Origin of the sequence: Exiguobacterium sp. s183 (genome assembly GCF_018617655.1) — a bacterium.
Taxonomy (GTDB): Bacteria; Bacillota; Bacilli; order Exiguobacteriales; family Exiguobacteriaceae; genus Exiguobacterium; species Exiguobacterium aestuarii_A.
Window position 1 is genome coordinate 253,952 of record NZ_JACSKN010000002.1, and the last position, 21,386, is coordinate 275,337.

Genomic DNA, 21,386 nt, shown 5'->3' on the forward strand with positions numbered 1-21,386 from the left:
AATCATTATCATTTATGAGTATAGACCTGCTCCTAAGTCATGTCAACCGCTATTCGGCAAAGAAATATGAAAAAACCTGCCGTTTTAGGACAGGTTGCTTACGACTTTCGATGCCGTCGCATGACGTCTGCGATCGGTTCATCTTGTTTTTCAAGTTCGGATACGATCCGTTCATGGTCTGTGTCGCTTCGGTTTTGGCTCAACTTGAACGTCGCCTGCATGTCGGTGATGTCAATCCGAAACCCGACGACGCCCTGCATCTGTCGCTTCACCGGTTCCGATAATGTTTCCCAACGCACCGCATGCTCACGCTCCCCTTCGTGCTCACTTAATAATTCTGCAAGTTCCTCCACTAATTCTTCCTCGTTGAGAATCGTTGCACGTCCATACACGTGTACGGCTTGATAGTTCCATGTTGAGACGTCTTCATGACCGTACCATGACGCCGATACGTAGGCGTCTGGTCCTTGGAAGATGACGAGAACGGTTTGATTTTCAATCGTTCGCCATTGCGGATTCGCTTTCGAAATATGTGTCGTCAGTTGCCCATTTGCCTCATCGAATCGTAACGGGACGTGTGTCGCAATCGGTTTTTCCCCGTCATGCGTCACAATCGTGCCGAACGGATGGCTATTCAGAAATGCATAAATTTCAGCTCGTTCTTTGACGGAATATTGATTAGGAATATACATGTCGGACCCCCTTTCTCCTATTATATTCTGAACAAGACGGGTATAACGACACAGAAGGAGGAATGTTTTTTATGAAACCAACCATCAAAGCCATCGTCTTTGACGTATACGGCACCTTATTCGACGTCCATTCGGTAAAGGACGCCTGTGAAGAAGAGTTCCCTGAAAAAGGAGCAGCCATCAGCCAGGTGTGGCGGACGAAACAACTCGAATATTTCTTCTGGCGCCACATGATGGGACGCTACGAAGATTTCGATACGGTGACCCGTGACGCACTGCGTTACGCTTTAGCCGTCCATGACGCAACATCAACGGAGGACATCGAGCAACGTCTCATTGAATCGTATGCACACCTCACCCCGTATGAGGAGGTCGAATCAGTCCTGAAAGAGCTGCATGACGTGAAGACCGTCATCCTCTCGAACGGGACGGACGAGATGCTTGAGGCACTACTCCGTAACGCCGGCCTTGCCGATTATTTTGATGAGGTCTTCAGCGTCGACGGGATCAAACAACCGAAACCAACACCAGCCGCCTACATGCATTGGTTCAAGGCGTCCGGTCTCCGTCGTGACGAGGTGCTCTTCTTATCGTCGAACGGATGGGACATCGCTGGGGCGAAAAACTTCGGCTTCCACGCCGCCTGGATCAATCGGAACAACTTGCCGTTTGAAGCGTTCGATGTGGAACCGGATGCCGTCTATCCGAATTTGAATAACTTGCCAGAATGGCTTTAACCTGTGAACGATCTCGTGAAAATGAGGTCGTTTTGTGCATCCTCTCCCATGAAAAAGGTGTGCACGCCCGTCTGTTCGAACCCATTGCGCCGATAGAATTGAATCGCTTTTTCATTGTGTTCCCATACGCCCAGCCACATCTTCCGTTTATGCAACTTCTTCGCCAATTTGATTGCCTGAGTGAATAACGCTTTCCCCACCCCGTGACCTTGAAACGCTTCTAGTACGTAAATTCGTTCGATTTCAATCGCATCGGTGCCCATCGGTTCGGATTGAGCGTCGCGTACGTTCATTTTCAAATAGCCTGCCAACTCGTCATCTACATATGCAAAGTAGAAATGGGAGTCTGGGTGTGCCAACTCCTGCTTTAACTGCTCAGTCGCATACGCTTTTTCTAGGTAAGCGTTCAAGTGCTCCGGTGTATTGTGATGTGCGAACGTCTCCGTAAACGTCTGGATGCTAATGTGACGCAAGGTTTCTACGTCTGTCACTTTTGAAATTTCAATCATGTACCCTTGCTCCTCTCAGTATTCTCGATGCTTTCCTTTCTTCACCTCGGTCCAATCTGTCTCCACATTGCTTCGTACTTTTTTCAGTAGCTGCAATAATTGCGCTTTTTCTTGCTCGTCGAGTCCCGATAACGCGACCGATGTCGAATATTCATGTTCCCGAATGATGTGCGGATACAATGTCTCGCCTTTCTCCGTCACGTACAGACGTTTAATTTTTTGATTCTCCAAATCTGAGCGCCTTTCAATCCATCCTTCTTGCTCTAGTTTTTTGATGGCACGTGCGGCGGTCGTCCGATCTACCTTAATCAACTCTGCTAGTCGCTCTTGAATGATACCTGGGTGTTCAAAAATCCTGACGACGTATAAGTACTTTCCTTTTTCTAAACCAAGTGCCTTGAATTCAATGTTGCTGATTGAATCGAGGGCACGCGCAATCATCCCGATTTCTCGCAGATGGTCATGCATCAGCAGTCACCTCCGCCTTTTTGTTGTAAATGCAACAAAAATATTTGATATAAGCATACTCGATTTTGTGAGAGAATGAAAGGAGAGATTTTTTATGAAGAAGGAGATGAAAGTGCAATGAGTCACCGCATCTACACGACGAGCTTTGCGAGCGTCTATCCACACTACGTCGCCAAAGCCGAACGGAAAGGACGGACGAAAGAAGAAGTCGACACGATCATTGAATGGTTGACGGGTTATGATGAGACCGGACTCGAACGTCAAATTGAGGATCAAGTTGATTTTGACACATTCTTCGCTTCAGCACCTCGCTTGAATGAAGATCGCGCTCTCATCAAAGGCGTCGTCTGTGGAGTCCGTGTCGAGAACGTCGAAGAGCCGCTCATGCGCGAGATTCGCTACTTGGATAAACTCATCGATGAATTGGCGAAGGGGAAGAAAATGGAGAAGATTCTACGGGGAGGCAAATCATGATGGACGTGACGACACTTGTGGACGAAGAACGGCTCGATTCCTTCATTCATCTGATCGAAGTCATCGATGACCATTTACCAGAAGGCTTTGAAAAGACGACGGACGGACATGGTGTCCATTACGTCGTCCCGCTCGAGCGATATCCGTCTGGTTATCACGTCACACCGGGTACACCGCTTCCCTTTATCAGCGTGATCGCGCAAAAGCGCCATGTCGGACTCTATCATATGGGGATTTACGCCGACCCTGAATTGCTCGCTTGGTTTGAACAGGAGTATGCGAATCGCGTCCCGACGAAGCTCGATATGGGGAAAAGCTGTATTCGCTTCAACAATGTGAAACGGATCCCGTTTGATTTGGTCGGGGAACTCGTCGAGAAGATGACGGTCGATGAATGGATTCAGCGCTATGAAGGAAACCGAGGCTAACGCTTCGGTTTTTTCGCACATTCGTTTTCTTGTGTGAACCGCGTATACGGTATGCTTAGAAAAAAGGAGGGACGCCTCATGCCACGCTGGCTAAAAATCACTTTGTTCTTGCTCGTGTTCGGCACGCTGTTCTATATTACCCACTTCCACTATGAGTTGCGTCCATCTGACATTCGGGACATCGTCTTGTCGTTTGGGTTTTGGGGACCGCTATTCTTTATATTCCTTTACGCCATCGGTCCGGTCGCATTTTTACCGACGTCCGTGCTGTCACTTGGAGCCGGTCTCGCGTTCGGCGTCTGGCCAGGGGTCCTCTATATCATCATCGGGGCGACCGCTGCTGCGACGACCGGTTACGTCATGGGACGCTTTTTCGGCCGCTCGGTCGTCAACGTCGATCGCTATCTGTGGTCAGAGAAGCTATTCACCCAGATGGAGCGCCGCGGTTTCTTATATGTGTTCGTTTTACGACTCATCCCGCTCGTCAGTTTCGACTTGCTCAGTTACGCAGGAGGCATCTCGCGCGTCCGTTTCCGCGCGTTCGTCCCGGCGACCGTACTCGGCATGATTCCAGGGACGTTCGCCTACAGTTTTCTCGGTGCGAGCCTCGCGTCAGGTAGCGTCACGACGATCTTCATCGCCGCACTCGTCTTCGTCGGATTGATTGTCATCACATATATCTTCCGTGAGCCCGTTAAGAGATGGCTTGGGTTAAATTGAGGAATTATGAAAGGGAGCTTTACGCTCTTTTTTTGTGCGCTTAATATGCAATTCGAATAAACTTCTGGGACATCCGTCCGATATGTATAGAGCCACAACAAATGAACACGAGAATGTGAGGAAAGAAACATGAGTTTGATGAAACGAAATCAGTTGATGTTGTTGACGACGTTATTGATTGTGATGACGTCGGTTGTCGTCCATTTGCTTCACCGTTTTACGGAGTTTGCCTACACGTATACGATTTTACGAAACGGCGCGGATGGCTATGTGTACTCGAATGTGACATGGGTGCTCTTCGCGCTCCCACTCGTCTTCCTCGGGATGATGCTCGTCAGCCTGAAGCGAGAAAGCAAGATGTTCTCGTATTGGATGATGCTGACGCTCACCTTCGCGAGCATCTCGACGGTCGCCGGTGGACAAGGACTCGTCGAGTATCACTTCTCCATCTTTGTCGTCTTGGCCATCCTGTCGTTCATGCGTCGTATCGACTTGATTTTATATAGTGCCACCATCTTTGCGGTACAGCATTTGGCAGGATATTTCTTATTTCCTGAAATGATTTGTGGGACGAGCGACTACCCATTTAGCTTGTTACTCGTCCACGCGGTGTATTTGATTCTGCTCAGCGCGGTACTCGTCGCTCAAATCCATTTCCGCAACAAAGAAACGAAACGTGTCGAAGCGCACGAACAGGAGACGCGACAGTTATTGCAACAAGCGATTCATGATGTCAGCTCCCTCGTTCAGTCCTTGAATAGTCACGCGGAAGAACTTGAATCGGCTGCGAACCAGTCGCTCGAATCTGGGGAACAAATCGCCATCACGGTCGACCCAATCGTCGCGCACGCTTCGTCTCAACAAGCTTCGATGGTACAAGGTGCAGATGAGATTCAATCGATCCGTTCGCTGACCGCACTCATCCAAGAACGAATGGCGCAGACGGCAGCGGCTTCGTCCCGTATCGCCAAAGACGCCCTCTCCGGAAATACGGATATGCGCCTCATGGAAGAAAAAGTGCATGAAATCATCACGGAGTCCGAGCAACTTGAGCAAATCGTCACGACGATGACGAATCGCTCCTCTGAAATTCAAGGCATCTTGCAGCAAGTCGGCTCAATCAGTGAACAGACGAACATGCTCGCCTTGAACGCATCGATTGAAGCGGCCCGCGCTGGAGAAGCTGGTCGTGGATTCGCGGTCGTCGCCTCTGAAGTCGGGAAGCTTGCCGTCCAGTCTCGAGAATACGCATCAGAAATGACGCGCGTCCTCGGTGGATTGATGGAAGATACGACGGTCGTCTCGAAGTCGGCTCACCTCTTCAAACAAGCGACTGAAAACTGTCAAACGGTCACTAACGACGTGACGGCTGTCTTCGGTCGTCTCACGGAAGACGTATCGGAAATAGACGCACAAATCGCCTCAATCCAAGAAACGAGACAACTCGTGACGACACAGATGGAGACGCTCGAGACACGCCTCGAATCGACGAAACATGCCTCAAGTGAACTGCAACAACAGATTTACCACGTGGCTGCCGCAACGGAAGAACAGGTCGCCGTCCAAAAAGAACTCAGTTCCATGTCGGACCGTCTCGCTGTCACGGCGAACGCACTCGAAGATGTGACGACCCAACTCGAAGATCACGCATCCCGCGCCTAACACAAATGCCCCCGACCGGTTGGTCGGGGGCACATTGTTTATCGGTCAAGCAATTGACGAATTCCTTCTTGTAATGGTGTGACCGGACGTCCGAGAACCGGTTCAAAGTCGCTCTCGTGAATCTCAAGCGTTCCTTGACGGATGCTTCGCTGGATGCCGGCGAGAAGTGCGACCACGTCATCAGGCATCCCTGCCCCGCGCATCGTCTCTTCATATGCCTCAAGGTTCAGCTCCTGCATCATGACGTCACGTCCTAATACTTCACTGAGTGCATCGACTAAATCTTTTTGCGTATGGAGCGGTCCTGACAATTCATACACCGCACTCTCTTGCTGTTCTTTCAACAGGACGTTCGCCGCTGCTTCCGCATAGTCTTGTTGAAGCGCCCAGCCGACCTTCCCGTCCCGAGCCGCCGTGATCCACGGTGCCCCGTCAACGACTGCCTGCATGCTCGGCAATTCGTTCTCTAAGTACCAATTGTTCCGCAAGAACGCATACGGAATCCCCGATTCCACAATCGCTTCTTCCGTGACTACGTGTGGAGGCGCCATCAAGTTCTCACTGTCTGTCGCATCGGCGAGACTCGTATAGGCGATGAAGGAGACGCCAGCCCGTTTTGCCGCCTCGACCGCGTTCGTATGTTGACGAATCCGCGTGTCGTTATCGCCATCTGCCGAGATGATCAACAGACGCTCGACACCTTTAAACGCTTCATCGAGTGTGTCCGGCTGATCGAAATCTCCGTGTCGTACATCAACCCCGCGCTCTTTCAGCGATGCTGCTTTCTCCGGATTTCGTACGCTGACAGCAAGGTCACTCGCATCGATTGATTTGAGTAATTCCTCTACAATTTTTGATCCTAATTTACCGGTAGCACCGGTGACTAAATATTTCATACGGTCATCCCCTTTCTCATGCTTCAGACCATATTCCCCTTCTGTTCGTGCAATTAACGTTGCGACACATTCCAACAAAAATAATATTTGACTTTAAGTTCATTTGAACTTAAATTAATTATATAGAAGTTCAAATGAACTTAAAAGGAGGAATTGTTGTTGACCCTACTCATCGGGTTTTTACTCATCGTCATCTTCATGCTCGCGCTTGACCTCGGGGTGTTCCACCGTAAGGCACACGAAGTCTCGCTCCGCGAGGCATGGACATGGACGTTTGTCTGGATTGGGATTGCCATCTTATTCGGGGGCTGGTTGTTCTACACGCAAGGTAGTACGGCGGCAACGGAATATGCGAGCGTGTACTTCATCGAGAAGGCACTCGCCATCGATAACGTCTTCGTCTTCTCCCTTGTTTTCGCTTATTTCGCCATCCCGCTCAAGTATCAGCACAAAGTGTTGTTCTGGGGGATTCTCGGAGCCATTTTCTTCCGCGCCGTCTTCATTGTCGCTGGGGTATCGCTATTAGAAAACTTCGGTTGGGTCTACTACGTGTTCGGAGCGTTCCTCGTCTATACAGGTTGGATGATGTACAAGAATATCGGGAAAGACGAGTCACTTGAAGAGAACAAGACGATTCGTTGGCTCGAGCGACGCCTTCCGATCACACAAGACATTTCATCTGGGAAGTTCACGAAACGGATCAATGGCAAGTTGTTCTTCACACCGCTCTTCATCGCGCTCATCTTCATCGAATTGTCGGATATCGTCTTCGCCGTCGATTCGGTCGCCGCGAGCTTCGCGTATTCGCGTGACCCGTATATCATCTTCTATGCGAACATCATGGCGATTCTTGGACTCCGTAGTCTCTACTTCGTCCTCGCCAACTTGATTGACCGTTTCTACTATTTGAAACACGGTCTCAGCTTCATGCTCGTCTTTATCGGGGCGAAGATGATTTTAGGTGATGTGTACAAGATGCCGATTTGGATGTCACTCGGGACAATTGTTCTCGTCATCTTGATTAGCGTCCTCTATAGTTTCTACAAAACGAAACCTAGTTCGTCCAAACACGTATCATGAATCAATCGGTCCATTTCATCGGTGTTCTTTCTTTGAAAATCGGGTAATCATTGAGGTGCACAACTAAAGAAAAGGGGATTCACTATGTTTGATCGGATTGGCCTCATGAGTATCGGTCTCGTCTTCGGGATCATCCTCATGCTACTCTTTAATAATTTATTCGGATTGGTGTTCGGGATTGTCCTTGGCGCATGCCTGATCATCGCCAACCAAATCGGACGAAACAAGCGAACAACGATCCACTAACCAAAAAGCACGCGCTCCCAAATATGGGGCGCGTGCTGTTGCGTTAAAACATCGTATATGGATTGATACTGTTGGCAGGAGATGAACTGCTATACACGTAGCTGTTCCGATGTACTTCGAAATGAAGGTGGTTTCCGAACGAGTTGCCCGTATTCCCGACGGCTCCGATCGTCGTCCCTTTTGCGACCGTCTGTCCTTTCACGACATTGAGGCGGTCGAGGTGTGCGTACACCGTGATATATGTTTGTCCGTTCAACTGATGGGTCATCATGATATGGTTCCCATACGCCCCGTAATTGCGGGAGACGATGACTTGTCCAGACGCGGCAGCAACGACCGGTGTCCCTCTCGGTGCCGCCAAGTCGATGCCGTTATGGAACGTATAACCGTATTGCCCGCTCGCCGGACCATATTTTTGCGTCAACGTCCCTTTTGTCGGAATGACCATCTTCGCTGTCGACGTCGTCGAGAGTGTCGTCACACTGTACTTCTTCACATATGTACTCGATACGTAACGGGCTGTGCCGTTGAAGTTAATTTTCGTCCATCCCCCGCTCACGCCGAGATATTTGAACGACTGCCCCAACTTGGCACTGCCGACGATCGCATACGTCGTGCCTGGGCCCGAACGGACGTTTAAACTGTTGGTCGTGACTTTGACATAATACGTGGTCGCCGCTTCAGCAGGCGTACCAGCTGGAGTGAAGATTCCGATGGTGAGCAACGCAGCACAGAGGAGGGAGAGCATCTTTCGTTTCATGTTATGGTAAATCCTTTCAATTATGTATTTAAATTTTTAATTTTTATATTATCTTGATGAAAAAATTTTACCACCAAAATGAACCGACAAATATGTCATTTATATTTCAAATAAAGGAAAACAAAATATAACTTACTTCCCTTATTTTCCCTCAAAAACAAATAAACACAGTCGATGATGACTGTGTTTGTCTATTATTCTTGATTCTCTTCTGCGTTCTCTTCTTCATCCTCTAAATCTTTAATCAATTGCTTCATCTCTTCGATTTCACGGCGCTGTGCCTTGATGATCTCTTCCGACAGTTCTTTGACGCGCGGGTCCTCAATTTCGGCGCGCTCACTCGTCAAGATCGCGATCGAGTGGTGCGGGATCATCGCCTTCATCCAACTGACGTCATCGACCGTCGTCTGACTACGCACGAGCCAGAGCGAGGCACTGAAGACAAGGGCGCTGACCCCTAGGATGATAAAGTTGAGAGTTTTATTCTTATACATTCCCCACATGAAGAGAAGCATGACGAATGCCATGACCGATCCCATGATGAGTGCCATATACAACCTCGTCTGACTAAAGAAGATATGATTGATTTGAAAGACGTTCAAATACATGAGCCAATACATAATAAATGTAGAGACCGCAATCATGATTCCAAATTTACCGTACGATTTCATCTCGTTCACCCTTTCTTGTTATGCATGTAGAAGTACTTTTACCTACTTGTGCTGCACTCAAACCTGCATGTCTTTTAGCCATGGCACGTTCTTGACACTTTTCACTTCTTTTTCACAAACGTCGGGTAGACTAATGAAATTGAGATTCTGCAAGGAAGGGGAACGACAATGCAAGAGCTGACATTGCGTGACGTATTGGCAACACTAGATTCTGTGTTATCTTGGTCGTATCTCGACCGTCCAGAAGAGATGGCGATTCACGGGGTCGGGGCGACACCAGAAAAAATAAAAAAAATGTTTTTATATGTATGCAAACGTCCGATCAATGAACGTGGTGTCGATTTAGTGAAGGCCGCCATTCGTAACGGCGCAGTGGCCATCGTCACAGATCGACCGATTGATGCGAGAGTACCGGTCATTTACTGTCGAGACATCTCACGCGCATGTGAACAACTGCAGGCTCTTTTTGGCACAGAAGGAAATCACGCGAAGCACGCGGAACGATAAAGAGGAAGGAGGGATTGTAAGATGACGATCCTCATTGTAGATGACGAAGAAAAAATGAGACATTTGATTCGTCTGTTTCTTGAAAGTGACGGGTACACGTGCATCGAGGCGAGTAATGCCCGCTCGGCACTCGACAAAATCGAAGAACGCCCGGACCTCGTCCTTTTAGATATTATGATGCCAGAAGTAGATGGCATCTCGCTTTGTAGACAGTTAAAGACGATAGACCCGTCATTACCCGTCGTCTTGTTGACGGCACGTTCAGACAACGAGACGACCATCCGAGGATTAGATGCCGGAGCAGACGACTACGTGACGAAACCATTCGACGGAAACGTCCTCCTCGCTCGAATTCGTGCCGTCTTACGACGGACCCGCGTCGTCAATATCCAATACGGTCCGCTACGATATGACGAAGAGAGCGGACGGATCCTCTATGAGGAACAAGAAATCGTCCTCACGCCGAAAGCAACGGCCATCCTGAAACTGTTCCTTCAACATCCAAATCGCCTGTTTAACCGTTTGGATTTATATGACCTCGTCTGGCCATACTCTGCCGAATCCGACCCACGTACGGTTGATGCACATATTCGTATGATTCGAGAAAAGTTAGGGGATGCCGGCTTTCCAATCGACGACTATTTGAAGACCGTTTGGGGACGTGGTTATCGATGGACCGAGGAGCGTTCCGGATGAAGCGGAGTCGCGATAGCCTCCCGTTTCGCATCAGCCTCGTCTTCCTCTTATCGACGTTGTTGATTGAAGGCGTGTTATTCCTTCTCCTTTATCACACGTTACTCGGAGAGCGCGTTGTAGAAGAAATCGATCGTCTCGAGTCGAGGGCAGAGAGCCATGCGAACGTGTTGGCGATGAACTTTTCAGAGGAGACAATCGGTCATGTCGCCACGATGGAAAGTGAGACCGACACGAAAGTCGCCATCACAAACTCTGCACATGACCTCCTACAGGCTTCCCGTTCCTTCCCTCAAGTCTTAGTCGATACTGTCGATACGAAACAGCGCATCGGACCTTTCGATGACACGACTATTTTAGAGGACGATTGGGAGAATGAGCCGTACTTGAGCGTTCGTACGCCAATCGTGGATGATACCGGCACTCAATATGGATATGTCTATATGTTTTTACCGACTGAAATCATTCATGGAATCAGTCACCGCCTTCAGTTGCGATTTTTATATATCACGGCCATCGCACTCGTGACGACGATCTTGACCTTCATTCTCCTAAGCCGTCTCATTTCAAAACCGATCGAGTCATTGAGACGGGCGACGGAGAACGTCCTCACGAACCCGGACGATTTACAGTTACCGACGAATCGAGTGGATGAAATCGGAGAATTGGCACGTTCGATTGAATCGATGTCGGTTGAATTATCTCGACTGCGACGTGAGCGACATCAGTTTTTATCCGATCTCTCGCATGAAATCAAGACCCCCCTCACCTATTTGAGAGGATATGCCGAAATCGCTTCGAAAGACAGCACTCCAGAACCGCTTCGGCAACAGTCGATTCAAACGATTTTAGATGAGAGCCGCTCGCTCACGGAACTCGTCGAAAATGCGTTTCAATTGGCACAGCTCGATGAAAACACGTTCTTGTTGCATCGAGAAGAAGTGACCGTCACGACGTTTTGTGCGGACTTACGTCGAATGCTCGATACGATGTTCCGAATGACGACGATTCGCTTCGATGCTGCACCGAACGCGGGACAACAAGACATCGCCCTCACATTGGATCGGCACCGGATGCTCCAAGTCTTCCGCTCCATCGCCCATAATGCGATTGAACATAGTGAGGCCACACATGTCTCCCTGCGCTCAAACGTCACGGACACTCACCTGATCCTGACCATTACAGACGACGGGAAAGGCATTCCTGAAGAAGATTTACCGCACATTTTTGACCGCCTGTATCGTGTGGAAAAATCAAGGTCCCGCCAGACCGGTGGCAGTGGACTCGGACTCGCCATCGCTGACCAAATCGTCAACCGTCACGGCGGAGAATTGACAGTCACGTCTGACGCATCGGGCACTTCTTTCACCGTCATGCTTCCGCTCGACAAAAAGACGCCTATCCTTTAATGGAAAGGCGTCTTTTGATCAGTTGAGCTCACCTTTGTCGAGGCGCATCTCCCATTCCCCGTCTGTAAACTCATATACGCTGTTATCCGATGTGACAAGCAACATGCGCTCCTCTTTGACTGCCAATTCGATTGGCACAGCGTCCGCTTGAAGCTCTGGAAGATTGAACGTCTCTGTCGACTCATCGTCTAAGTTGAAACGAACCCCTTCGAAAGAACCATCTGTCTGTCTTACGTAGGCCAACTGCCCCTCATCTGCTCCGACCGTGACAACCTGTTCTGCTTCAACAAGTGGCTCGAACGAATCTCCAGAGTCATTCGAAACGAGGATGCCGGACGGTCCATAGAAGAAGACGCGCTCCGCATCCGTCGCATCGGCGACGATTCCTGCCACTTGCGTCTCCTCTATTCCTTGTACCTGCATCGGTTCAAACGTTCTTCCTCCGTCTGTCGAGCGATGGAAACCTGTCTCGAGTTGAGACGTCGCCACCTCTAAATAGACGTAAAGCGTTCCTGTCTCATAACCGGCACTCATATAGTGGAAATCCGCTTCTCCTTCAAGCGACCGTGCTTCTAACATTGTACCGTGGTCTTTCCCATGCAACACACCAAGTGGATTTTTGAAGTCTGTTCGGCGGTCGGGGTGACCGCTTGCGTAAAATCCATCCTCGACGACTTCAAACCCCATATAGTCATGGCGATTTGTCGGAAGCGTGTACCAACCGTCTTCTCGATATTCCATCAACCCAGCATGTGTTGCGATGACAGGACGTTCGTCATCTTGCCAAAATCCTGCCCCGTGGATATGGGAGACCATCTCATCCCCCTCGACGCGTTGCCATGCATCTGTCGTTGCGCTCTCTGATTGATTAGTGTCTGACGGTGCCTCTTCCGCTCCACAAGCTGATAAAAGCAGTGGCGTCAGGGCTAGTGACAACATTAGCGTTCGTTTCATCTCGATCCCTCCATCATTAGCATCCCATCTAGCATACATGCTAAAAATGAAAAACTTGTTAAATCTTCAAAAGTCGGGCGTTGATAGCGACAATGACTGTGCTCAAGCTCATCAAGACCGCACCGATGGCTGGTGACAGGATAATGCCAATTGGCGCCAACACGCCTGCAGCGAGTGGGATGGCGACGATGTTGTAACCAGCGGCCCACCACAAGTTTTGTATCATTTTTCGATACGTGTTTTGTGAAAGTTCCAATATCGATAAGACATCTTTCGGATTACTGCGGACGAGGACGATGTCTGCCGTCTCGACGGCAACGTCCGTCCCGCTTCCGATGGCGATACCCACATCCGCTTGTGCCAGTGCCGGGGCATCATTGATTCCGTCTCCGACCATCGCTACTTTACTCCCATCTTTCTGGACGTCCTTCACTTGGTTCGCCTTGTCGTCCGGCAATACTTCGGCATACACGTCATCGATGCCCAGCTGACCTGCGACCCAATGTGCGACCTTCTCATTGTCCCCCGTCAACATGATGGAACGGACACCTTTTTCACGAAGGGCCTCGACGGTCTCCTTCGCCTCTTCCCGTACTAGATCGGCCATTGCGATCATCCCGACCCATTCTCCGTCTTTCAAGACAAAGACGACGGTCTTTCCTTCTTCGGAAAGTCGTGCGAACGTCTCTTCATCGATTTGAATGTGTTGTTCACGGATATGACGTGGACTGACGACTTGAACATGCGCTCCGTCGACCGTCCCTTCTAATCCGACACCCGTCATCGAACCGAAGTTGTCGACAGTCGACAGCTTCAATTCCCGTTTCTCGGCTTCTCGCAAAATTCCTTGAGCAAGCGGATGTTGCGACTCCCGTTCGACAGCTCCAGCTAATCGCAATACATCTTCTTCTGTGAAAGATGAGCTCGCTTGTACGTCCGTGACGCCGAAGTTGCCTTCCGTCAACGTACCCGTCTTATCAAAGATGACCGCATCGAGGCGACGCGCTTCTTCAAATTGAGTCCGATTTCGGATGAGGAGACCTTGTTTCGCCGATAACGCTGTCGAGACGGCAACGACGAGAGGTGTCGCTAGTCCGAGTGCATGGGGACATGAGATGACCATGACCGTCACCATCCGTTCGACTGCCGTTCCGACCGAATAGCCGAGCATGAACCAGATGATAAATGTGATGACGCCTGCTGCAATCGCGATATAGAACAAATATTTCGCCGCACGGTTCGCTAGGTTTTGAGCCCGTGATTTCGATTTTTGTGCCTCGCTCACCAATTCGATGACTTTTGACAAGTACGTGCTTTCTCCCGTACCAATCGTTTCAATCGTCAAACTCCCTTCTTGGTTGATTGAGCCCGCAATGACATCTTCGCCTTCTGTCTTTTCGACCGGGACCGATTCGCCGGTCAACATCGACTCGTCGATCGTCGTTCGTCCTTTGATGATTTTCCCATCCACGGGTACCTGTTCCCCCGGTTTGACGAGGATTCGGTCTCCTTCCTTCAGTTCAGAGATCGGGACGTCTTCCGTTTCTTCCCCATTGATGCGATGCGCCTCGTTCGGGAGCAGTTGCACGAGTTGTTCTAATGCATTTGACGCCCCCATGACAGAGCGCATCTCAATCCAATGTCCGAGTAGCATGATCACAATCAGTGAAGCGAGTTCCCAAAAGAAGTCATGTCCGCTTCCATATCCAAAGACGACAGCTGCGCTATAAAAATAAGCGACGCTGATCGCCAAGCCAATGAGCATCATCATGCCCGGGCTACGATCCCGCAGCTCCTCTACACTCCCTTTCAAGAATGGCCATCCTCCGTATACATACACAATCGTCGCCAACACAAATAAGATGGTCTTTTCAAGCGGAAAATCGAGTTCGAACCGTAGCCATTCTTGAATCATGTCCGACAATAATAAAATCGGGATCATCAGACCGAGCGATACGAAAAAGCGTCGTTTGAAATCGTCAATCATATGCTCGTGTCCGTGTCCGCCATGATGAGAATCGTGACTCTCCTCATGATGTTCATGGTGTTGATTGTGTTCATGTTCCATCATTTATCCTCTCCTTTACACGGATTGTATACCCCTATGCGGTATACAACTAAACGGATTTGGACTTTCATGTTTCTTTCACAATTAGGTGGTACAACAAAGTGAGGACTGAACAATGAAGGAGTGTTATCAGATGAAATCAAAAGGAATGTGGTTCCTGTTGACGGGGATTTTGATTGGGGTCATCCTCGTCTTACTAGTCGTCCTCTTCAACGGGACATGGAACCATAACAACAATATGGATCAAGATCATATGATGGGAAATGATTCGTCGACCGGGCAAATGAGTGACCACATGATGGGGAATAACGGAATGGATGGCAATAGCGGACCGATGGGACACGGTGCGACCCAAGATCTCCAAGCATCGGATGAACCGGAACAGCCGCTTCCGATTCCGACTGCCTTACAGCCAGACCGCGTCACGGAAGATACTGTCTACTACACGGTAGAAGCGACTGAAGGCATGTCTCAATTTTTCCAAGATGGAAAGAAAACGGAGACGCTCGGATATAACGGAGACTTGCTCGGACCGATGCTCGAGCTCCCAAAAGGAAAGACGGTTGTGATTGATACCATCAACCGATTGGATGAACCCACAACGTTTCATTGGCACGGTCTCGTCATTCCTTCCGACATGGACGGGGGACCGCATCAAGCTGTAGCAGCGGGTGAACGTGCACAAGTTCGACTCGATATCGACCAAGAACCGAGCACACTTTGGTTTCATCCGCATCCTATGGGTGCAACAGCTGAACAAGTATACAAAGGTCTCGCCGGTCTCCTCTATGTGACCGATGATACAGAGAGCGGCCTGCCGAATGAATACGGGGTCGATGATATCCCGCTCATCGTACAAGATCGCCTCTTCACCGATAACGGTGAGCTTGATTATGATGCCCACATGAACGTCGACGGAACGACGGGCGATACGATTCTTGCGAACGGCGCCATCAACACCACGTTCGATGTTCAGACTGAGACGCTCCGTGTTCGGCTCGTCAACGGTTCGAACGCACGTGATTTCGACTTCACGCTATCAAACGGGCAGGATATGACACAAATCGCAGGAGATGGTGGCCCACTCGAGCGTCCGGTCACGATGAATACCATCTCGTTGACACCAGGCGAACGGGCCGAGGTGCTGATTGATTTTTCACAAGTAGAAGATGACGTGGCCTTAGAAGCGGACGGGGTAACGTTCACTACGTTCCGTGTCGGTGAACTCGACAAGGCATCCATCGATATTCCGACGACCGAAACGATAGAGCGCTCGACAGATGAGAAAGCAGATCGCCGACTCACGCTGTTTGGAATGGGGAATATGGTGTCGATCAACGGAAAAACGTATGACCCGGAACGTATCGATATCGAAGCGAAACGCGGAGACACCGAAGTGTGGGAGATTGAAAATAAACCTGACATGATGGGTGGGATGACGCATCCTTTCCACATTCACGGCGTCCAGTTCCGAATCATCAGTCGGGACGGCAACCCACCAACCGATCATGAGAAAGGTTGGAAAGACACGGTCGCTGTTGCTCCTGATGAACGGGTGAAAATTGAACTTACCTTCACCGAAACCGGCACGTTTATGTATCATTGCCACATCCTCGAGCATGAAGAGAACGGCATGATGGGACAACTGAAAGTCACGAAATGAATCGAATCTCTCCGCTTACGACGCGGGGAGTTTTTTTGTTGCGATTCGTATAATTCGTCCCGATTTCAGCACATTTCTGTTAGGACTATTGCCTGTATAGGGATTCCTGCCCGAATGTCGTATACTTGTTGTGAATGAATGTACAAATGTGCGCGAGGAGGTAAGTGGATGCATCGATTTCGAAGGGTAAGGCAGAAACAATCCGCTCGTCAAAAACAGGAACGCCATACGTTCTCCATCGCTTCGATTGTAGAAGAAGTGCAAGATGCGATGTGTTATATCGACTTTTCGAAACATCGTCTCTATACAAATGACCTCCTTCATCACTGGTGCCCTTCCATGACGACCCAATCGTTCACCTCGATGGAAGCATTGACTCGATTTCTGTATACGACGTTCGAAGAGCACGGGGCCGACATGGCGCAAGTCACCTATTTGATCCAAGAATTGCTTGAGTGCGAGACAGAGAAATGGCCAAGCATGACGTCACGCCGAATTCAATTCGATGACCGGACGCTACACTTGATCTTCAATTTTACCCGGACACCTCGGGGCGTCTTCATCATGTGGCGTGATCAGACGGAAGCCGTCCGCTTTGAAGAACGAAAAGATGCATTTCTCGCCGAGTTGTCTCATGACTTCCGTACCCCGTTGACCGCAATCCATGGCTTTACCGAATTGTTGATGGCGCGTCATGAAGGTTCCGAGAAGTCGTATCACATGTTGGAACAAGTGAAACAAGAGTCGGAGCGGCTCGAGCGCCTCGTCGATAATTTTCTAGATTATCAAAAGGAGAGTTACTCGGCCGAACAATTGACCGTGTCCACGTTCGCACTTCGCCCATTGTTAGAGGAAGTTATGGCGAGTTATCAATCGACTTCGCCGCTTCACACGGTGACGTTTGAGACGAATGACGTATGGATTCAAGCAGATCCAGAAAAGTTACGGCAATTGCTCCATAACTTGATCGGCAATGCCATCAAATATTCTCCCGACGGTGGTACGGTCCATACACAAGTCGAGGAATGTGACGGTACGGTCATCTTGTCCGTATCAGACAACGGTATCGGCATTCCGGAAGATGCGCTTCCGTATGTGTTTGATGAGTACTATCGTGTCGACTCGATCGCCCATCAATCGATTAAAGGTACAGGACTCGGTCTACGGATTTGCAAACGAATCGCTGAAGCCCATGGTTGGGTCATCCATGCGGATTCCGTTTACGGCGAGGGAACGACCTTCACCATTGAGCTTCATACAAGACATACTTGTCCTTTGCCACGAACATCCTTATCCATCACGTCCGACTGATTCGTTTAGTCGGACGTTTTTTCATTTCGTGATGTAAAGCGATTCAATTTCGGGAATAGAGAATTGATGAAGAGAGGAGGAACTCAAGATGAAACAACGTGGATACTTATCCATCCCGGTCGCCGTCGTGTTCGCCGTCGTTTTTGGTCTCACCCTCGATAACTGGTGGCTCGGGATTGGTATCGGCATCGCTATGTTCTTTGCGTTTCGGGGAACGAAGAAAAAAGCGTGAAGACGAAGTGCATTTTTGCACATCTCTGATTGACATTATTTTGAAGACTGCTACGGTTAATGTATAGTCTACCGAAAAGGTCGTGAAGGAATGACGCTCACCGTCTTGTTACTGAACGCCTGTGTTGCGTTCACCGGATTTTACATCATCTCAAAGATTTATCACTCTTCACTATTCAATTCGCAACGTCTTCGTAGTTTTGTGATTGGATTATTAGCCGGGGCGCTCGGTCTCTTTTTAATGTACAATGCCGTCGAGGCCAACGATACGGTACGTGTGGATTTACGTCATCTACCGCTCGTCTTACTCGCGTTTTACGGCGCTCGGATGCCATTGTTTATTGCGACACTCGTCATTGCGAGCACGCGCTTCCTGTTCGGGATGACGGAACAAGCTTTCATCGCCTTTATCGCGACGTTCATCGTCAGTGTCGGGATGCTATGGATTCATCGTCTCCTTCGCGAACGACTTTTCATGCAAAGTATCTTCTTAAACGTGTGGGCGCTATTCGTCATCTCGATTGCCGTCTACATCAACATGGGATGGAATACAGCATACGTGTCCCTCGTCTTGACCATTTGGATGGTCGGCATGCTCGTCGGTCTGCTGTCGAGTATACTCACAATCGACTTAGAAAAGACGACTCGACGTGCGCTTGAATATAAACGCTCTGCTGAACGAGATCATCTGACAGGTCTGTTCAATCGTCGCGTCTGGGACCGTTACACCGCCTCGCTCGGTGAGGACGACCGCACGTACAACATCCTCGCGCTTGATATCGATCACTTTAAGCACGTGAACGATACATACGGTCACGGAAATGGCGACCTCGTTTTGCAACAGTTCGCTGACATTTTAAAGGTGGAGACTCGCGCACACGATACCGTTGCTCGGATCGGCGGCGAAGAGTTTGTCATCTTGATGTACGATTTGACGCCAGAAAAGGTGGATAAAGTGGCCAACCGGATTCGGGAACGGATTGCTGCTGAAACGTTCTACTTGAACGACTTTCCACCGATTCAAATCACGACGTCCGTCGGAGTCGCCCACGGTACCTCGCTTCCAATCAAACGGATGGTCGACCTCGCAGACTCGGCGCTCTATCAAGCGAAAAATGAAGGGCGCAACCAAGTCGTCGTCTCGACGGTTGCATCACCAGAACCGATCATGACATGAACGAACCCCGCTCCTTCGTAGGAAGCGGGGTTTTGTCTGCTTATTTCGCGAACCGTTCAACTTCATCCGTCATGATGGCTGCTACCGGCATCAGCGGCAGGTCTTTCACATCGTTGATTGTGTAGACACGTGTCTCGAGTGCCGTCCGTCGCATCTCTTCCCATACTTTCGAACCGATAAATTCGGACTGTGCGTGAATCGCCTCGGCTCGAATCGTTTCAGCGAACGAGACGGTGTCCGACTCTCCCGTGAGCGTCAAGACGGCAAGGCGTGCGTGCGGTGCCACATCCCGCATTCGAACGAGTGTCTCCCGATTGAACGAGGAGAAGACGACGCGCCCTGTCATGTGAAACTCATCGACGGCGAGCCAGGCGAGTCGTTCGATGCCCGGATACACATATTGATCTGTCTTCAATTCGACGTTCAGCGTGATGTCACTCCGTTCAATCAAGCCGAGCACTTCTTCTAGTGTCGGGATGCGTTCGTACCCGTCAATCTTCAATTGACGTAGCTCCTGGAGTGTCATGTCTTTTACCCACCCGGTTCCATCCGTCGTCCGATTGACGGTCTCGTCATGGATGACGACAAGCCGACCGTCCTTTGACAGTTGCACGTCGAGCTCGATCCCGTCCACATATGGGAGGGCCGCCTCGAACGCCGACAACGTATTTTCCGGATAATTAGCGCTATACCCACGATGTGCGTAAATCAGCATCTCACTGCCCCAAGGTGGAAGTCGTCTCTTCGGCCGCACGTTTTAATGCGTCTTCGACCGATACGCCTTGATACAAACTCTCCATCGCATTGACGACGCTCTGACGCGATTGAGGGAACGTCGAGATGAGCGCACCTTGTGTCGCTGGTGATGGTTTTGTCTCGCTGAGCTGGTCGACCGTCACTTTGAGCTGTGGATATTTCGCCCACATCTCTTCGACGACCGGTTCGTTGTATGCGTCAGGATTGATGGCAAAGTAACCTGTGTCGACATGCCACTGGGCTTGTGCTTCCGTTGAGGATACATACTTCATGAACTCCCAAGCGCCTTCTTTCGTTTCTTCGGCGATGCCGTCACCCATCCAGAGTGATGCGCCACCGATGACGACGCCTTGACGGTCTGCTTCGTTCGGTACTGGCAAATATGAGGCACCGATCTCAAAGTCTGCGCTGTCCGCTACGGTGCGGATACCGGCTGACGAGTCGAGATACATGGCGACTTTACCCGATTGGAACGCCGCACGCATATCGTCCCAGTTTTGACCGACGTTTAGGAACGTCTGCTCATCGTACATCTCTTTGATCAAATTGAACGCATTCTGCCCTTCTTCCCCATCGAACACGGCCTTCGTCGGCTCACCACTGCGTCCGTTATCGTTATCGACGTAAAGTCCACCTTGCGCGGCGACGAGCTGTTCAAAGAACCAACCATAGTTGAGCATCGTGAAGCCGGTCTGGTCGTCCGTCGTCAACTTCTTCGCTGCTGCTTTCAATTCGTCATACGTGCGCGGCGCCTTCTCCGGGTCAAGTCCCGCCTCTTTGAATGCATCTTTGTTGTAGATAAGGACAGGTGTCGACGAGTTGAACGGCATCGAGTATTGCTTGCCTTCCACTTGGTAATAGCTCAAGATGTTCTCTTCCCACACGCTCGTGTCAAAGTCCTCTTTGTCGATGAACTCTTGGACCGGTGTGATTTTATTGGAGTCGATCATATATTTCGTTCCGACCTCGAACGTCTGCATGATGGCCGGCGCGTCTTCCGAACCGGCGACCGCATTGAACTTCGTCAACGCCTCTTCGTACGTTCCTTGGAAGATTGGTTTCACTTCATAGTCGTCTTGCGACGCGTTGAATGCGTCGACCTGCGTATTGAGCGCTGTCTCCAAGTCCCCGCTCATGGCGTGCCAAAAGACGACTTCTGTCTTTCCGTCTTCTGTCGTCGCCGCGACAGGTGCCGCTTCTTCACTTCCACATGCCCCGAGCAATAACACTGAACTTGCCAACCCTGCGAATAATCCAAACTTTTTCATTTTGTC

The 21,386-nt window shown here is 49.9% G+C and carries 24 protein-coding genes; 14 read left to right on the plus strand and 10 right to left on the minus strand.

The window, feature by feature from the left end; translation table 11 throughout:
* Positions 1-98 precede the first annotated feature (98 nt).
* Positions 99-692 (minus strand): FMN-binding negative transcriptional regulator, encoded by a 594-nt coding sequence (locus KNP62_RS06725; protein ID WP_214784673.1) that lies wholly within the window; start codon positions 690-692, stop codon positions 99-101.
* A gap of 71 nt (positions 693-763) precedes the next feature.
* Here KNP62_RS06725 and KNP62_RS06730 point away from each other — a divergent pair, with 71 nt between their 5' ends.
* On the plus strand, positions 764-1,429 hold the full coding sequence (locus KNP62_RS06730; RefSeq protein ID WP_214784676.1) for a haloacid dehalogenase type II: 666 nt from the start codon (positions 764-766) through the stop codon (positions 1,427-1,429).
* Here the strand turns inward: KNP62_RS06730 and KNP62_RS06735 are convergent.
* Together KNP62_RS06735 and KNP62_RS06740 are read right to left on the minus strand one after the other, a co-directional pair.
* Complete coding sequence (locus KNP62_RS06735) at positions 1,426-1,938, minus strand: GNAT family N-acetyltransferase (RefSeq protein WP_214784679.1); 513 nt, start codon at positions 1,936-1,938, stop codon at positions 1,426-1,428. The genes KNP62_RS06730 and KNP62_RS06735 overlap by 4 nt on opposite strands.
* A gap of 15 nt (positions 1,939-1,953) precedes the next feature.
* Positions 1,954-2,406, minus strand: coding sequence for a MarR family winged helix-turn-helix transcriptional regulator (locus KNP62_RS06740; protein WP_214784681.1), 453 nt, complete (start codon positions 2,404-2,406; stop codon positions 1,954-1,956).
* 117 nt (positions 2,407-2,523) lie between these two features.
* Here KNP62_RS06740 and KNP62_RS06745 point away from each other — a divergent pair, with 117 nt between their 5' ends.
* From KNP62_RS06745 to KNP62_RS06760, 4 genes are all read left to right on the plus strand, one after another.
* Complete coding sequence (locus tag KNP62_RS06745) at positions 2,524-2,880, plus strand: DUF2200 domain-containing protein (RefSeq protein ID WP_214784684.1); 357 nt, start codon at positions 2,524-2,526, stop codon at positions 2,878-2,880.
* Complete coding sequence (locus KNP62_RS06750) at positions 2,877-3,308, plus strand: DUF1801 domain-containing protein (RefSeq protein ID WP_214784687.1); 432 nt, start codon at positions 2,877-2,879, stop codon at positions 3,306-3,308. Before KNP62_RS06745 ends, KNP62_RS06750 begins: the two co-directional genes overlap by 4 nt.
* Positions 3,309-3,386: 78 nt before the next feature.
* Positions 3,387-4,028, plus strand: a complete 642-nt coding sequence (locus KNP62_RS06755; RefSeq protein ID WP_214784690.1) for a TVP38/TMEM64 family protein — start codon at positions 3,387-3,389, stop codon at positions 4,026-4,028.
* Positions 4,029-4,157: 129 nt separating this feature from the next.
* Positions 4,158-5,690: a methyl-accepting chemotaxis protein gene (locus KNP62_RS06760; protein WP_214784692.1), complete on the plus strand. Its 1,533-nt coding sequence runs from the start codon at positions 4,158-4,160 to the stop codon at positions 5,688-5,690.
* A 38-nt stretch (positions 5,691-5,728) separates the two neighbouring features.
* Here the strand turns inward: KNP62_RS06760 and KNP62_RS06765 are convergent, their stop codons facing one another.
* A complete protein-coding gene (locus KNP62_RS06765; RefSeq protein WP_214784695.1) occupies positions 5,729-6,586 on the minus strand; it encodes an SDR family oxidoreductase in 858 nt (285 codons plus the stop codon).
* Positions 6,587-6,745: 159 nt separating this feature from the next.
* Here KNP62_RS06765 and KNP62_RS06770 point away from each other — a divergent pair, with 159 nt between their 5' ends.
* The gene (locus tag KNP62_RS06770) at positions 6,746-7,666 is read left to right on the plus strand and encodes a TerC family protein (protein WP_214784698.1); all 921 of its coding nucleotides are present in this window, start codon (positions 6,746-6,748) and stop codon (positions 7,664-7,666) included.
* An 84-nt stretch (positions 7,667-7,750) separates the two neighbouring features.
* Entirely contained in the window at positions 7,751-7,912 is a 162-nt protein-coding gene (locus KNP62_RS06775) for a hypothetical protein (protein WP_214784701.1), read from the plus strand.
* A gap of 43 nt (positions 7,913-7,955) precedes the next feature.
* On the opposite strand, the gene KNP62_RS06780 is transcribed toward KNP62_RS06775, so the two are convergent.
* Both KNP62_RS06780 and KNP62_RS06785 read right to left on the minus strand, forming a co-directional pair.
* Positions 7,956-8,672: a peptidoglycan DD-metalloendopeptidase family protein gene (locus tag KNP62_RS06780; RefSeq protein ID WP_214784704.1), complete on the minus strand. Its 717-nt coding sequence runs from the start codon at positions 8,670-8,672 to the stop codon at positions 7,956-7,958.
* A gap of 194 nt (positions 8,673-8,866) precedes the next feature.
* The gene (locus tag KNP62_RS06785) at positions 8,867-9,343 is read right to left on the minus strand and encodes a DUF305 domain-containing protein (protein ID WP_214694422.1); all 477 of its coding nucleotides are present in this window, start codon (positions 9,341-9,343) and stop codon (positions 8,867-8,869) included.
* A 168-nt stretch (positions 9,344-9,511) separates the two neighbouring features.
* Here KNP62_RS06785 and KNP62_RS06790 point away from each other — a divergent pair, with 168 nt between their 5' ends.
* Genes KNP62_RS06790 through KNP62_RS06800 form a run of 3 tightly spaced genes read left to right on the plus strand, consistent with a single transcriptional unit; the run spans position 9,512 to position 11,952 of the window.
* Positions 9,512-9,850 (plus strand): hypothetical protein, encoded by a 339-nt coding sequence (locus KNP62_RS06790; RefSeq protein WP_214784707.1) that lies wholly within the window; start codon positions 9,512-9,514, stop codon positions 9,848-9,850.
* A gap of 21 nt (positions 9,851-9,871) precedes the next feature.
* Positions 9,872-10,546, plus strand: a complete 675-nt coding sequence (locus KNP62_RS06795; protein ID WP_214784710.1) for a response regulator transcription factor — start codon at positions 9,872-9,874, stop codon at positions 10,544-10,546.
* Positions 10,543-11,952 carry a sensor histidine kinase gene (locus tag KNP62_RS06800; RefSeq protein ID WP_214784713.1) on the plus strand — a complete coding sequence of 470 codons (1,410 nt, stop codon included), beginning with the start codon at positions 10,543-10,545 and terminating at the stop codon, positions 11,950-11,952. Before KNP62_RS06795 ends, KNP62_RS06800 begins: the two co-directional genes overlap by 4 nt.
* Before the next feature lie 18 nt (positions 11,953-11,970).
* On the opposite strand, the gene KNP62_RS06805 is transcribed toward KNP62_RS06800, so the two are convergent.
* Both KNP62_RS06805 and KNP62_RS06810 read right to left on the minus strand, forming a co-directional pair.
* Entirely contained in the window at positions 11,971-12,906 is a 936-nt protein-coding gene (locus tag KNP62_RS06805) for a F510_1955 family glycosylhydrolase (RefSeq protein WP_214784716.1), read from the minus strand.
* Between the two features lie 58 nt (positions 12,907-12,964).
* Positions 12,965-14,977 (minus strand): heavy metal translocating P-type ATPase, encoded by a 2,013-nt coding sequence (locus tag KNP62_RS06810; RefSeq protein WP_214784719.1) that lies wholly within the window; start codon positions 14,975-14,977, stop codon positions 12,965-12,967.
* A 130-nt stretch (positions 14,978-15,107) separates the two neighbouring features.
* Between KNP62_RS06810 and KNP62_RS06815 the strand changes: the two genes are divergently transcribed.
* From KNP62_RS06815 to KNP62_RS06830, 4 genes are all read left to right on the plus strand, one after another.
* Complete coding sequence (locus tag KNP62_RS06815; RefSeq protein WP_251125622.1) at positions 15,108-16,637, plus strand: multicopper oxidase family protein; 1,530 nt, start codon at positions 15,108-15,110, stop codon at positions 16,635-16,637.
* A gap of 168 nt (positions 16,638-16,805) precedes the next feature.
* Positions 16,806-17,948, plus strand: a complete 1,143-nt coding sequence (locus tag KNP62_RS06820; protein ID WP_214784725.1) for a sensor histidine kinase — start codon at positions 16,806-16,808, stop codon at positions 17,946-17,948.
* Between the two features lie 88 nt (positions 17,949-18,036).
* Positions 18,037-18,180, plus strand: coding sequence for a hypothetical protein (locus KNP62_RS06825; protein ID WP_026825140.1), 144 nt, complete (start codon positions 18,037-18,039; stop codon positions 18,178-18,180).
* Between the two features lie 90 nt (positions 18,181-18,270).
* Positions 18,271-19,356 (plus strand): GGDEF domain-containing protein, encoded by a 1,086-nt coding sequence (locus KNP62_RS06830; RefSeq protein ID WP_214784728.1) that lies wholly within the window; start codon positions 18,271-18,273, stop codon positions 19,354-19,356.
* Positions 19,357-19,396: 40 nt separating this feature from the next.
* Here KNP62_RS06830 and KNP62_RS06835 read toward each other — a convergent pair whose 3' ends face one another.
* Positions 19,397-20,071: a glycerophosphodiester phosphodiesterase gene (locus KNP62_RS06835; protein ID WP_214784731.1), complete on the minus strand. Its 675-nt coding sequence runs from the start codon at positions 20,069-20,071 to the stop codon at positions 19,397-19,399.
* A 1-nt stretch (position 20,072) separates the two neighbouring features.
* Positions 20,073-21,380 (minus strand): ABC transporter substrate-binding protein, encoded by a 1,308-nt coding sequence (locus tag KNP62_RS06840; protein ID WP_214784733.1) that lies wholly within the window; start codon positions 21,378-21,380, stop codon positions 20,073-20,075.
* Between the last annotated feature and the right edge of the window lie 6 nt (positions 21,381-21,386).

Coding starts and splice junctions, on each gene's coding strand:
- KNP62_RS06810 (WP_214784719.1), bottom strand. CDS start 14,977: ATGATGGAACATGAACACAATCAACACCATGAACATCATGAGGAGAGT.
- KNP62_RS06835 (WP_214784731.1), bottom strand. CDS start 20,071: ATGCTGATTTACGCACATCGTGGGTATAGCGCTAATTATCCGGAAAAT.
- KNP62_RS06745 (WP_214784684.1), top strand. CDS start 2,524: ATGAGTCACCGCATCTACACGACGAGCTTTGCGAGCGTCTATCCACAC.
- KNP62_RS06730 (WP_214784676.1), top strand. CDS start 764: ATGAAACCAACCATCAAAGCCATCGTCTTTGACGTATACGGCACCTTA.
- KNP62_RS06840 (WP_214784733.1), bottom strand. CDS start 21,380: ATGAAAAAGTTTGGATTATTCGCAGGGTTGGCAAGTTCAGTGTTATTG.
- KNP62_RS06750 (WP_214784687.1), top strand. CDS start 2,877: ATGATGGACGTGACGACACTTGTGGACGAAGAACGGCTCGATTCCTTC.
- KNP62_RS06800 (WP_214784713.1), top strand. CDS start 10,543: ATGAAGCGGAGTCGCGATAGCCTCCCGTTTCGCATCAGCCTCGTCTTC.
- KNP62_RS06815 (WP_251125622.1), top strand. CDS start 15,108: ATGAAATCAAAAGGAATGTGGTTCCTGTTGACGGGGATTTTGATTGGG.
- KNP62_RS06790 (WP_214784707.1), top strand. CDS start 9,512: ATGCAAGAGCTGACATTGCGTGACGTATTGGCAACACTAGATTCTGTG.
- KNP62_RS06775 (WP_214784701.1), top strand. CDS start 7,751: ATGTTTGATCGGATTGGCCTCATGAGTATCGGTCTCGTCTTCGGGATC.
- KNP62_RS06805 (WP_214784716.1), bottom strand. CDS start 12,906: ATGAAACGAACGCTAATGTTGTCACTAGCCCTGACGCCACTGCTTTTA.
- KNP62_RS06765 (WP_214784695.1), bottom strand. CDS start 6,586: ATGAAATATTTAGTCACCGGTGCTACCGGTAAATTAGGATCAAAAATT.
- KNP62_RS06760 (WP_214784692.1), top strand. CDS start 4,158: ATGAGTTTGATGAAACGAAATCAGTTGATGTTGTTGACGACGTTATTG.
- KNP62_RS06780 (WP_214784704.1), bottom strand. CDS start 8,672: ATGAAACGAAAGATGCTCTCCCTCCTCTGTGCTGCGTTGCTCACCATC.
- KNP62_RS06740 (WP_214784681.1), bottom strand. CDS start 2,406: ATGCATGACCATCTGCGAGAAATCGGGATGATTGCGCGTGCCCTCGAT.
- KNP62_RS06825 (WP_026825140.1), top strand. CDS start 18,037: ATGAAACAACGTGGATACTTATCCATCCCGGTCGCCGTCGTGTTCGCC.
- KNP62_RS06785 (WP_214694422.1), bottom strand. CDS start 9,343: ATGAAATCGTACGGTAAATTTGGAATCATGATTGCGGTCTCTACATTT.
- KNP62_RS06795 (WP_214784710.1), top strand. CDS start 9,872: ATGACGATCCTCATTGTAGATGACGAAGAAAAAATGAGACATTTGATT.
- KNP62_RS06830 (WP_214784728.1), top strand. CDS start 18,271: ATGACGCTCACCGTCTTGTTACTGAACGCCTGTGTTGCGTTCACCGGA.
- KNP62_RS06820 (WP_214784725.1), top strand. CDS start 16,806: ATGCATCGATTTCGAAGGGTAAGGCAGAAACAATCCGCTCGTCAAAAA.
- KNP62_RS06735 (WP_214784679.1), bottom strand. CDS start 1,938: ATGATTGAAATTTCAAAAGTGACAGACGTAGAAACCTTGCGTCACATT.
- KNP62_RS06755 (WP_214784690.1), top strand. CDS start 3,387: ATGCCACGCTGGCTAAAAATCACTTTGTTCTTGCTCGTGTTCGGCACG.
- KNP62_RS06725 (WP_214784673.1), bottom strand. CDS start 692: ATGTATATTCCTAATCAATATTCCGTCAAAGAACGAGCTGAAATTTAT.